Annotated in this window: 1 protein-coding gene; it reads left to right on the top strand. The window is 76.5% G+C overall.

The annotated features are described in order from the left end of the window. Nucleotides 1-117: 117 nt before the first annotated feature. On the top strand, nt 118-13779 hold the full coding sequence (locus ABZ621_RS16810; RefSeq protein ID WP_360605053.1) for a type I polyketide synthase: 13662 nt from the start codon (nt 118-120) through the stop codon (nt 13777-13779). Nucleotides 13780-13805 lie beyond the last annotated feature (26 nt).

Below are 13805 nucleotides of genomic sequence, written 5' to 3'. Positions count from 1 at the left end.
GATGAAGTCGGACAGTTCTTCTGTGCTTCTGCGATGAAAGGTCAGTCGAGCGCGATGACGGTCGAACACACCCCTGTCGTCAACGGTCCCGGAAACGGGAATGGTGCGGGCATCGCTGTGGTGGGAATTTCCTGCCGCCTCCCCGACGCCGCCGACCCGGGCGCATTCTGGACCCTGCTCCGCGACGGTTCGAGCGCCATCACCGAAGCACCGGAGGGCCGCCTGGAGCACTCCACGCCGGCCGCGCAGGACGGCGTACGGCGCGGTGGCTTCCTGGACCGGGTGGAGGACTTCGACGCCGCGTTCTTCGGCGTCTCCCCCCGCGAGGCCGCCGCCATGGACCCGCAGCAGCGGATCGTCCTCGAACTGGCCTGGGAGGCCCTGGAGGACGCCGGAGTCGTCCCCGCCACCCTCCGGGGCAGCCGCACCGCCGTGTTCGTCGGCACCCTGCGCGACGACTACGCCGGACTCGTCTACCGGTACGGCGACCAGGCCGTCACCCAGCACACCATGGCCGGGGTCAACCGCGGCGTCATCGCCAACCGCGTCTCCTACTTCCTCGGCCTCCAGGGCCCCAGCCTCACGGTCGACGCCGCCCAGTCCTCGTCGCTCGTCGCCGTCCACCTCGCCTGCGAGTCGCTGCGCACCGGCGAGTCCGAGACCGCCATCGCGGCCGGCGTGAACCTCAACCTCCTCACCGAGGCCGCCCTCGCCGAGGAGCGCTTCGGCGGACTCTCGCCCGACGGCACCGCCTACACCTTCGACGCCCGCGCCAACGGCTTCGTCCGCGGCGAGGGCGCCGGCGTCGTCGTCCTCAAGCCCCTCGACCGCGCCCTCGCCGACGGCGACCGGATCTACGGCGTCATCCGCGGCAGCGCCGTCAACAACGACGGCGCCACCCCGGGCCTCACCGTGCCCAGCGCCGCCGCCCAGGAGCAGGTCCTCCGCGAGGCGTACACCAAGGCCGGCGTCACCCCCGCCGAAGTGCAGTACGTCGAACTCCACGGCACCGGCACCCCGGTCGGCGACCCCATCGAGGCCGCCGCCCTCGGCGCCGTCCTCGGTGCGGGCCGCGCGGCCGGCGAGCCCCTGCACGTGGGCTCCGCCAAGACCAACGTCGGCCACCTCGAAGGCGCCGCCGGCATCACCGGGCTCATCAAGACCCTGCTCAGCCTGACCCACCGAGAGCTCCCGCCGAGCCTCAACTTCGAGACGCCCAACCCGGCCATCCCGCTCGACGACCTCGGCCTCGCCGTGCAGCGCGAGCTGTCCGCCTGGCCGCACCCCGAGCGCGAACTGATCGCCGGTGTCTCGTCCTTCGGCATGGGCGGCACCAACGCCCACGTCGTCGTGGCGGAGAGCCCCGTACGCGAGACCGCGGCCCCCGGCGGCGAGCCGGCCCCCGCCGCGCGGGCCGGCCTCACCCCCTGGGTGCTGTCCGGGCGCACCCCCGAGGCGCTGCGCGCCCAGGCCGCCCGCCTGCACCAGGCCCTCGCCGACGGCGCCGCCGCGCCCGACGCGGCCGACGTCGGCTGGTCGCTCCTCACCACCCGCACCCTCTTCGACCACCGCGCCGTCGTCCTCGGCGCCGGCACCGGTGAACTCCTCGCCGCCACCGGCGCCTTCGCCGCCGGCGACCCGGCGCCCGGCGCCGTCAGTGGCACCGCCGCCGAGGCGGGCAGGACGGCGTTCCTGTTCACCGGCCAGGGCGCGCAGCGCGCCGGCATGGGCCTCGAACTGGCGCAGAAGTTCCCCGAGTTCGCCGAGGCGTTCGACGAGGTCGTCGCCGTCCTCGACGGTCTGCTGAAGGTCTCCCTGCGCGAGGTGATCGCCTCGGGCGAGAACCTGGACCGCACCGGGATGACACAGCCGGCGCTGTTCGCCGTCGAGGTCGCCCTCTTCCGGCTCGTCGAGTCGTGGGGCGTCCGCCCCGACTTCGTGGCCGGTCACTCGATCGGCGAGCTGGCCGCCGCGCACGTGGCCGGGGTGCTGTCCCTGGAGGACGCCTGCCGCCTCGTCGTCGCGCGCGCCTCCCTGATGGACGCGCTGCCGTCCGGCGGCGCGATGGTCGCCGTCCAGGCCGCCGAGGACGAGGTCCTCCCGCTCCTCGAAGGCCGGGTCACGGTCGCGGCCGTCAACGGCCCGACCTCGGTCGTCATCTCCGGCGACGAGGACGCGGTCCTCGCGGTCGCGGAGAAACTGCGCGAGCAGGGCCGCAAGACCAAGCGGCTCACGGTCTCCCACGCGTTCCACTCCCCGCACATGGACGGCATGCTCGACGACTTCCGTACGGAGGCCGCCAAGCTCACCTACGCCGAGCCGGCCATCCCGGTCGTCTCCACGCTCACGGGCCGTCTCGCCGAGGGCGACGACCTGCGGACCCCGCAGTACTGGGCCGACCAGGTCCGCGGCGCGGTCCGGTTCGCCGACGCCGTCGGCACCCTGGAGACCGCCGGAGTCGGCGTCTTCCTCGAACTCGGCCCCGACGGCGTCCTCTCCGCGATGACCCGCGACTCGGTGGCCGCCGTGGACCGCGTCACCGCCGTCCCCGTGCTGCGCCGCGACCGCGACGAGGCGCAGACCTTCACCGCCGCGCTCGCCGCCGCCTTCGTGCACGGCGTGCCCGTCGACTGGACCCGCGCCTTCGAGGGCGCCTCGCCGCGCCAGGTCGCCCTGCCCACGTACGCCTTCCAGCGGCAGCCGTACTGGGTCTCCGGCAGCCCGCGCGCCGCGGCGGAGCTTCCCGCCGCCTCCCCGGCCGGGACCGAGGCGTCCGCGGCGCCGCGCGCCCACGGCGGCGCGTTCGCCCAGCGGCTCACGGGCCTCGGCGAGGCCGAGCGCCGCACCACCGTCGCCGACCTCGTCTTCGCCCACGTCGCCGCCGTCCTGGAGTACGCGAGCCCCTCGGCCGTCGACGCCCGGCTCCCGTTCAAGGACCTCGGCTTCGACTCGCTGATGTCGGTCGAACTGCGGGAGTCCCTCGCCACCGCGACCGGCCTCCGGCTGCCCAGCGGCCTGCTCTTCGACCACCCCACCCCCGCCGCCCTGGTCGAGCACCTGCTCGCCGAGCTCACCGGCGTCCGTGACGCGGACGACGACCTGTTCACGCCGGTCGCCGGCGACGACGAGCCCATCGCCATCGTCGGCATGGCCTGCCGCTACCCGGGCGGCGTCGCCTCGCCCGAGGAGCTGTGGCGGATCGTCGCGGACGGCGTCGACGCCATCGGCGGCTTCCCCGAGGACCGCGGCTGGCCCGAGGACCTCTTCGACCCCGACCCGGACCGCAGCGGACGCAGCGCCGTCGACCGGGGCGGCTTCCTGCGCGGCGCGGGCTCCTTCGACGCCGGCTTCTTCGGCATCTCCCCCCGCGAGGCCCTCGCCATGGACCCGCAGCAGCGGCTCCTCCTGGAGACCGCGTGGGAGGCCGTCGAGCGCGCCGGGATCGACCCGGAGACGCTGAAGGGCAGCCGCACCGGCGTCTTCGTCGGCGCCACCACCCTCGACTACGGGCCGCGCATGCACGAGGGCGCCGAGGCCGTCGAGGGCCACCTCCTCACCGGCACCACGCCCAGCGTCATGTCCGGCCGCATCGCCTACCAGCTCGGCCTCGTCGGCCCCGCCGTCACCATCGACACGGCCTGCTCGTCCTCGCTCGTCGCCCTCCACATGGCCGTCCGCTCGGTCCGGCAGGGCGAGTCCCGGATGGCCATCGCGGGCGGCGCCAGCATCATGTCGACGCCCGGCATGTTCGTCGAGTTCTCCCGCCAGCGGGGCCTCGCCGCCGACGGCCGCTCCAAGTCCTTCTCCGCCGCCGCCGACGGCACCTCCTGGGCCGAGGGCGTCGGCCTCCTCGTCGTCGAGCGGCTCTCGGACGCCCGCCGCCACGGCCACCGCGTCCTCGCCGTCATCCGCGGCACCGCGATCAACCAGGACGGCGCCAGCAACGGCCTCACCGCCCCCAACGGCCCCTCCCAGCAGCGCGTCATCCGGCAGGCGCTCGCCGACGCCGGACTCACCGGCGCCGACGTGGACGCCGTCGAGGCGCACGGCACCGGCACCCGCCTCGGCGACCCCATCGAGGCCGAGGCCCTGCTCGCCACCTACGGCCAGGACCGGCCCGGCGACCGCCCCTTCTACCTGGGCTCGCTGAAGTCCAACATCGGCCACGCCCAGGCCGCGGCCGGCGTCGGCGGCATCATCAAGATGGTCGAGGCCATGCGCCACGGCGTCCTGCCCCGCACCCTCCACGTGGACGAGCCCAGCCCGCACATCGACTGGGAGTCCGGCGCGGCGCGCCTCCTCACCGAGGAGACCCCCTGGCCCGAGGCCGGCCGGCCCCGCCGTGCCGCCGTGTCCTCCTTCGGCATCAGCGGCACCAACGCCCACGTCGTCCTGGAGCAGGGCGACGAGTCCGAGGCCCCCGCCGCCGACACCACCGACGGCGCCGCCGCCCCCGCCCTGTGGGTGCTGTCCGCCCGTGACCAGGACGCCCTGCGCGAGCAGGCCGCCCGCCTGCACGCCCACCTCACCGAGCACCCCGGCACCGAGGCCGCCTCCGTCGGCGCCGCGCTCGCCGCCCGCACCGCCTTCGAACAGCGCGCGGCCGTGTACGGCTCCACCACCGAGGAACTCCTCACCGGGCTCGACGCGCTCGCCCGGGGCGCCGACGCCGCCCACGTCGTCACCGGCGACGCCGCCCGCGCCGGGCGCACCGCCTTCGTCTTCACCGGCCAGGGCGCCCAGCGCGCCGGCATGGGCCGCGAACTGTACGCCGCCCACCCGGTGTTCGCCCGCGCCCTCGACGAGGTCGTCGACAGCCTCGACCCGCACCTCGACCGGCCGCTGCGCGAGCTGCTGTTCGCCGAGCCGGGCACCCCGGAGGCGGAGCTGCTCGACCTGACCACGTACACCCAGCCCGCCCTGTTCGCCGTCGAGGTCGCCCTCTTCCGGCTCCTCGCACACCACGGGCTCGCCCCCGACCTGCTCGCCGGACACTCCATCGGCGAACTCGCCGCCGCGCACGCCGCCGGCGTGTTCTCCCTCGCCGACGCCGCCCGTCTGGTGGCCGCCCGCGGCCGGCTGATGCAGGCCGCGCGGGCAGGCGGCGCGATGATCGCCGTCGAGGCCTCCGCCGACGAGATCACCGAGAGCCTCACCGGCTACGAGGGCCGCGTCGCGCTCGCCGCCGTCAACGGCCCCACCGCGGTCGTGATCTCCGGCGACGCCGACGCCGCCGAGGAGATCGCCGAGACGTGGCGCGCCCGCGACCGCAGGACCCGCAGGCTCACCGTCAGCCACGCCTTCCACTCCCCGCACATGGACTCCGTCCTCGACGAGTTCCGCCGCACGGCCGAGGAGCTGGACTACCGCGAGCCCGCCGTCCCCGTCGTCTCCACCGTCACCGGCACGGTGGCCAAACCCGGGCAGCTCACCTCGCCCGCGTACTGGGTCACCCAGATCCGCGAGGCCGTCCGCTTCTTCGACGCCGTCCGCACCCTGGAGGAGCAGGGCGCGACCGTCTTCGTCGAGGTCGGCCCCGACGCCGTGCTCACCGCCATGGCCACGAGCTCCTTCGCCACCCCGGCCGCCCGCGCCTTCCCGCTGCTGCGGTCCGGGCGCGCCGAGCCCGGCACCCTCCTCGCGGGCATCGGCGGCGCCCACGCCGCCGGCGCGCCCCTGGACCGCGCCTCGTTCTTCCCCGGGGCCCGGCCCGACGCCGCCCTGCCCACGTACGCCTTCCAGCGCGCCCACTACTGGCTGGCCCCGCAGGCCTCCGGCGACGCCCGCAGCCTCGGCCTGGACCCGGCCGACCACCCGCTGCTCGCCACCACCGTCCGGCTCGCCGACCGCGAGGACGTCGTCCTCACCAGCCGCCTCTCCCTGAGCGCCCACCCCTGGCTGGCCGACCACACCATCGGCGGCACCGTCCTCGTCCCCGCCACCGCCTTCCTGGAGCTCGCCGTCGCGGCGGGCGACCAGACCGGCGCCGGCCGCGTCGAGGAGCTCACCCTGGAGGCCCCGCTCGCCCTGCCCCGCCAGGGCGCGGTGCGCGTGCAGGTCACCGTCGGAGCCCCCGACGCCACGGGCGCCCGCCCGTTCACCGTCCACTCGTCGCCCGAGACCCGGGTGAGCGACGACGCGGCGCCCCTCACCGACGGCGAGTCCCCGTGGACCCGCCACGTCACGGGCACCCTCGCCCCGGCGGACTCCACCGACGCCCCCGAGGGCCTGCGCGAGTGGCCGCCCGCCGGCGCGACCGCCGAGCCCCTCGACGGCGTGTACGAGCGCCTCCAGGACCTCGGCTACGCGTACGGGCCCGCCTTCCAGGGCTTCACCGCCCTCTGGCGCGACGGCGCCGACGTGTACGCCGAGATCCGGCTGCCCCAGGACCAGCACGAGCGGGCCGCCCGCTTCGGCGTGCACCCCGCACTGCTCGACGCCGTCCTGCACCCGCTGGTCCTCGACGCCGCCAAGGACAGCGCGCCGGACGAGATCCGGCTGCCCTTCGCCTGGTCCGACACCGTCCTCCACGCGTCCGGGGCCACCGCCCTGCGCGTCCGGATCTCGCCCGCCGGACCCGACACGGTCTCCCTGCTGCTCGCCGACACGACCGGCGCCCCGGTGGCGTCCGTCGCGGCCCTGACCCTGCGGCCGGTGCCCAAGGCGCGCCTGGGCCGGACCGCCGACACGGCGCCCGACGCGCTGTACCGCGTGGAGTGGCAGGAGGCCGGCGCAGAGCCGTCCGAGGCCACGCCCGAGCCCGTCGTCCTCCGCGTCCCGCACGCCCCCGACGCCGACGACCGGCCGTCCGCCGCGCACGCCGCATCCCGCACCGCGCTCGACCTCCTCCAGCGGCACCTGGCCGACGAGGCGCACGCCGACGCGCCGCTCCTCGTCGTCACCCGCGGCGCGGTCGCGGCCCTGCCCGGCGACGAGGTGGACGGGCTCGCCGCCGCCCCGGTCTGGGGACTCGTCCGCTCCGCCCAGGCCGAACACCCGGGCCGCATCGTCCTCCTGGACGTGGACACCGAGGAAGCCGGCACGGACACCGACGTGTTCGCGCGGGCCCTGGCCACCGGCGAGCCGCAGCTCGCGCTGCGCGACGGACGCCTCCACGCGCCCCGCCTCGCCCGCGCCACCGCCGCGCCGGAAGCCGACGGCGACGCGCGGCCGGCCGCCTTCGACCCGGACGGCACCGTCCTCGTCACCGGCGGCACCGGCGGCCTCGGCGCCCTGTTCGCCCGCCACCTGGTCACCGCCCACGGCGTCCGCCACCTGCTGCTGAGCAGCCGGCGCGGCCCCGCCACCCCCGGCGCCGACGAGCTGACCGCCGAACTGTCCGCCCTCGGCGCCCACGTCACCGTGGCCGCCGCCGACGCCGGCGACCGCGACGACGTCGCGGCCCTGCTGGCCGGCGTCCCCGCCGCGCACCCGCTGACGGCCGTCGTGCACACCGCCGGCGTCCTCGACGACGCCACCGTCGCCGCGCTCACCCCCGAGCAGCTCGCCACCGTCCTCGCCCCCAAGGTGGACGCCGCCTGGCACCTGCACGACCTCACCCGCGACCTGGGCCTGTCGGCCTTCGTCCTCTTCTCGTCGGTGTCCGGCATCACCGGCACCGCGGGACAGGCCAACTACGCGGCGGCCAACACCTTCCTGGACGCCCTGGCCGCCCACCGCCACGCCCGGGGCCTGCCCGCCCTGTCGCTGGCCTGGGGCCTGTGGGACGCCCAGCAGGGCATGGGCGCCGGGCTCGGCGAGGCCGACCTGGCCCGCTGGACGCGCGCCGGCATCAACCCGCTCGACGCGGCCCGCGGCCTCGCCCTCTTCGACGCCGCCCTCGCCTCGGGCGACGCCCTCGCCGTCCCGGCCGCCTTCGACCTGCCGCGCCTCCGCGCCGCGGGCGAGCCGTCCGCCCTGCTGCGCCGGATCGTCCCGGCCGCCGCCCGTGCCCGCCGGGCCGTGGCGTCCGGCCCGGGCGCGGCCGGCTCGGACTGGGCCGGTCAGCTCGCCGCGCTCTCCGCGGAGGAGCGGGCCGCCGCCGTCCTCGACCTGGTGCGCGGTGTCGTCGCCACCGTGCTCGGCCACGCCGACGCCCGGTCCGTCGACCCCGAACGGGCCTTCAAGGACACCGGGTTCGACTCCCTCGCGGGCGTCGAGCTCCGCAACCGGCTGAACGCCGCCACCGGGCTCCGGCTCCCCGCCACCCTGGTCTTCGACCACCCGAGCCCGGCCGCGGTCGCCGCGTTCCTCCTCGGCAAGGCCGAGGGCGCCGCCGGCGCCGCCGCGCCCGCCGCCCCCGTGAAGAAGCGCGCCGCGACCGCGAACGAGCCGATCGCGATCGTCGGCATGGCCTGCCGCTACCCGGGCGGGGTCTCCTCGCCCCAGGACCTGTGGCGGCTCGTCTCCGACGGCGTCGACGCCATCAGCGAGTTCCCCGTCAACCGCGGCTGGAACCTCGACGACCTGTACGACCCCGACCCGGAGCAGGCCGGCACCTCCTACGTCCGCCACGGCGGCTTCCTCCACGACGCCGACCTGTTCGACCGGGAGTTCTTCGGCATCTCGCCGCGCGAGGCCACCGCGACCGACCCGCAGCACCGCCTCCTCCTGGAGACCGCCTGGGAGACCTTCGAGAGCGCCGGCATCGACCCGGCGACCCTCCGCGGCTCCCACACCGGCGTGTACACCGGCGCGATGTACGACGACTACGCGGCCCGGCTGCCCGCCAGCCCCGAGGAGTTCGAGGGCTTCCTCCTCGCCGGCAACCTCTCCAGCGTCGTCTCCGGCCGGCTGTCCTACACGTACGGCCTCGAAGGCCCGGCCGTCACGGTGGACACCGCCTGCTCCTCGTCCCTGGTCGCCCTGCACCTCGCGGCCAACGCCCTGCGCGGCGGCGAGGTCGACCTCGCCCTCGCCGGCGGCGTCACCGTGATGGCGGGACCCAGCGTGTTCGTGGAGTTCTCGCGCCAGCGCGGACTCTCGCCCGACGGCCGCAGCAAGTCGTTCTCGGCGGACGCGGACGGCACCGGCTGGGCCGAGGGCGTGGGCCTGCTGCTCGTCGAGCGCCTGTCGGACGCCGTGCGCAACGGCCACCAGGTCCTCGCCGTGCTGAAGGGCTCCGCCGTCAACCAGGACGGTGCGAGCAACGGCCTGACCGCCCCCAACGGCCCGGCCCAGGAGCGGGTCATCCGCCAGGCCCTGACGGCCGCCGGCCTGACCGCCGCCGACGTGGACGCGGTCGAGGCGCACGGCACCGGCACCCGCCTCGGCGACCCCATCGAGGCGCAGGCGCTCCTCAACACCTACGGCCAGGACCGGCCGGAGGACCGCCCGCTGTACCTCGGCTCGCTCAAGTCGAACATCGGCCACTCCCAGGCCGCCGCCGGCGTCGGCGGCGTCATCAAGATGATCGAGGCCATGCGCCACGGCGTCCTGCCGCGCACCCTCCACGCCGACGAGCGCAGCCCGCACGTCGACTGGGAGGCCGGCTCCATCGAGCTCCTCACCGAGGAGACCCCGTGGCCCGAGGCCGGCCGGCCCCGCCGGGCCGCCGTGTCCTCCTTCGGCATCAGCGGCACCAACGCCCACGTCATCATCGAGCAGCCGCCGGCGAAGGCCGCCGCCGGCACGGCGGCGGAGCGGCCGGCCACCCCGGCCGTCCCCGTCACCCCGTGGCTCCTCTCCGCCCGCGGCGAGGACGCGCTGCGCGCCCAGGCCGCCCGCCTCCACGCGTACGTCACCGAGAACCCCGGCACCGACCCCGCCGACATCGGCTGGTCCCTGGCCACCACCCGGGCCCTGCTCGACGACCGCGCCGCCGTCACCGCCGGCGGACGCGACGAACTCCTCGCCGGACTCGACGCCCTGGCCCGCGGCCAGGTCTCCCCGGACGTCGTCCGGGCCGCCGCCCGGCGCGGCAAGACCGCGTTCCTGCTGACGGGCCAGGGCTCCCAGCGGCTCGGCATGGGCCGGGAGCTGTACGAGACCTCGCCCGTGTACGCCGCCGCGTTCGACGCGGTCTGCGGACGGCTGGACCAGGAACTGCCCCGCCCCCTGAAGGAGGTGCTGTTCGCGCCGGCCGACTCCGCGGACGCCGCCCTCGTCGACCAGACGGCCTTCACCCAGGCCGCCCTGTTCGCCGTCGAGACCGCCCTGTTCCGGCTCCTCGAACACCACGGCATCACCCCGGACTACCTCCTCGGCCACTCCATCGGCGAGGTCACCGCCGCCCACCTGGCCGGCGTCCTCGACCTCGACCACGCCTGCGTCCTCGTCGCCGAACGCGGACGGCTCATGCAGGCCGCCCGCGAGGGCGGCGCCATGGCCGCGCTCCAGGCGACCGAGGACGAGGTCCGCGCCGAGCTCGCCGGGCTCCCCGCCGGCGCCGCCGTCACCGTCGCCGGGCTCAACGGCCCGTCGTCCACGGTGATCTCCGGCGACGCCGACCACGTGGCGGCCCTCGCCGCCGCCTGGAAGGAGAAGGGCCGCAAGGCCAAGGTGCTGTCCGTCAGCCACGCCTTCCACTCCCCGCACATGGAGGAGGTCCTCGACGAGTTCCGGGAGGTCGCCGGCGGGCTCGTCTACCATGCCCCCCGCATCCCCGTCGTCTCCAACCTCACCGGCGGGCTCGCCACCCCCGAGCAGCTGGCCTCGGCCGACTACTGGGCGAGCCACATCCGCGAGGCCGTCCGCTTCCTCGACGGCGTGCGGACCCTGGAGGCCGCCGGGGTCACCGAGTGGATCGAACTCGGCCCCGACGGCGTCCTCACCGCCCTCGTCCAGGACTGCCTCACCGAGGACCCGGGGGTCGTCGCCCCCGTCCTGCGGCGGGACCGCCCCGAGGGCCGCTCCTTCGCCGCGGTGCTCGGCCTGCTCGCCGCCTCCGGCGCGTCCGTCGACTGGGACGCCGTCTTCCCCGGCGCCCGCAGGACCGCCCTCCCGTCGTACGCCTTCCAGCACGCCCGCTACTGGCTCGACGGCCCGGCCGGCGGCACCGGCGACGCGAACGGCCTCGGCCTGTCCGGCACGGACCACCCGCTGCTCGGCGCCGCCGTCGCCCTCGCCGACCGCGACGAGTACGTCCTCACCGGCCGCGTCTCGCGCGGCGGCCACCCGTGGCTCGCCGACCACGCCGTCGCCGGAGTGACCCTCCTGCCCGGCACCGGCCTCCTCGAACTCGTGGCCCGCGCCGCCGAGGAGACCGGCGCGAGCCACGTCGAGGAACTCACCCTCGCCGCCCCGCTCGTCCTGCCGGAGACCGGCGCCCTGCACCTCCAGGTCGCCGTCGGCGCCGCCGACGACACCGGACGCCGCACCGTCGACATCCACTCCCGGCCCGAGGCGGACGCCGACGGAGCCGGCTGGACCCGGCACGCCACCGGCACGCTCGCCGCCGACGGGACCCCCGCACCCGAGGCGCTCGCGGCCTGGCCGCCCGCCGGGGCCGAGGAGGTCGACCTGACCGGCGCGTACGACCGGCTCCTGGAGCAGGGCTACGGCTACGGCCCGGCGTTCCAGGGCCTGCGCCGGGTCTGGAAGGCCGAGGGCGAACTCTTCGCCGAGGTCTCGCTCGGGGAGGAACAGCGTGCCGACGCGGCCCGCTTCGGGCTGCACCCGGCGCTCCTCGACGCCGCCCTGCACACCCTGCTCCCGGGCGTCGCCGACAAGGACGGCCGGTCCTGGCTGCCCTTCGCCTGGAACGGCGCCGCCCTCCACGCGACCGGCGCCACCGCCCTGCGCGTACGACTGGCCCTGACCAGCCCCGACGCCGACACCCTGCAGGCCGCGCTCACCGTCACCGACGGCGCCGGCACGCCCGTCGCCACCGTGGAGAACCTGCACCTGCGCCCGCTCTCCCTCGACGTCCTGCGCGCCGCCGGAGCGGGCACCCGGGACGGACTCCTCCGTGTCGCGTGGACGGCACTGCCGCCCACCACGGGCGAGCCCGCCCTGCCCGAGGACCGCTTCGAGCTGCCGGCCGGCGCCACGGACGTGTCGGACGTGCCGGCGGCACCGGGCCTGGTCGTCCTGCCGCTGGCGCCCGGCGGCGCCGTGACGGGCGAGGCGGCGCGCGGCGCCGTGGCCCGGGTCCTCGACGTGGTGCGCTCCTGGCTCGCCGAGGAGCGGTTCGCCGAGTCGCGGCTCGTGGTCGTGACGCGCGGCGCGGTCTCCGTCGGCGGCGGGGACGTGACCGACCTGACGCACGCCGGCGTGTGGGGTCTGGTGCGCTCCGCGCAGACCGAGAACCCCGGCCGGATCGTCCTCGTCGACCTCGACCCCGGCCTTGACCCCGCCGAGGCGTCCGACGCCTCGGACCAGGCCCTCGCCGCCGCCCTGGCGAGCGGCGAGCCGCAGGTCGCGGTGCGCGCCGAGGCGCTGCTCGTGCCCCGGCTCGCCCGGGCCCAGGCGGACACCGAGGACACCGGTGAGTCCGGTGCCCGCTGGGACGCGGGTACGGTGCTGATCACGGGTGCCACGGGTGCGCTGGGCGCGGTCCTGGCCCGGCACGTGGTGGCCGAGCACGGCGCCCGTCACCTGCTGCTCGTCAGCCGTCGGGGCGAGAACGCCCCGGGCGCCGCCGAGCTGCGCGCGGAGCTGGAGGAGGCCGGTGCGTCGGTGACGGTCGCGGCGTGCGACGTGACGGACCGGGAGGCGCTGGCCGGACTCCTGGCCGCCGTCCCCGCCGAGCAGCCGCTCACCGCCGTCGTCCACACCGCCGGCATCGTCGAGGACGGCGTCTTCTCCGCCCTCACGCACCGGCAGCTCGACGCCGTGCTGCTGCCCAAGGTCGACGCGGCGTGGAACCTCCACGAGCTCACCCGCGAGCTCGACCTCACCGCCTTCGTCCTCTACTCGTCGGTCGCCGGCCTCCTCGGCACCGCCGGGCAGGCTAACTACGCGTCCGGCAACACCTTCCTCGACGCCCTGGCGGCGCACCGCCGGGCCCAGGGCCTGCCGGGTCTGTCGCTGGCCTGGGGCCTGTGGGCGGAGAGCAGCGAACTGTCCGGCAGCCTCACGGACGCCGACATCAAGCGGCTCGCCCGCTCGGGCCTCCTGCCGCTGCGCACGGCCGAGGCCATGGAGCTGTTCGACGCCGCCCCCGCCACCGGGGAAGCCGTCCTCGGCGTCACGCGCCTCGACACCGCGGCGCTGCGCTCCGCCGACACCGAACCGCCGGTCCTGCTGCGCGGCCTGGTCCGCAAGGCACCGAAGCGCGCGGCGGCCGCCGCCACCGGCGACCAGGCGGGCGGCGCCACCCTCGCGGAGCGGCTCGCCTCCCTGTCCCCGGGCCAGCAGGAAGCGGCCCTCGTGGACCTGGTGCGGGCGCAGGTGGCCGGGGTCCTCGGCCACGCCGACCCGTCGGCGATCGACGCCGACCGGGCGTTCCAGGAGCTGGGCTTCGACTCGCTGACCGCCGTCGAGCTCCGCAACCGCCTCAACACCGCCACCGGCCTGCGGCTGCCGACCACGTTGGTCTTCGACCACCCGAACCCCGGCGCCCTCGCCACCCACCTGCGCGACCAGCTCGGCCTCGACGGAACCCCGTCCGCCGAACCCGTCCTCAAGGAACTCTCCCGCCTCACCTCGCTGATCAAGGAGGTGGCGGCCGCCGGCTCCGACGGCCAGGCCCTCCTCACCGCCCGGCTGCGCGAGCTGCTCAGCCTGGCCGAGACGGCCGGGGTCGACGCCGCCCCCGGCGGTCGCGAGGACGACGACGCGGACCTGGAGAGCGCCAGCGACGAGGAGCTGTTCGCCCTGCTCGACGAGCTGGAGTGAGCACCGCACCGCGCGCACAGGCGCCG

This window comes from Streptomyces sp. NPDC007863, assembly GCF_040633895.1.
In the GTDB taxonomy this organism is placed as follows: Bacteria; Actinomycetota; Actinomycetes; order Streptomycetales; family Streptomycetaceae; genus Streptomyces.
This window is presented reverse-complemented; position numbering and strand designations above follow the sequence as displayed.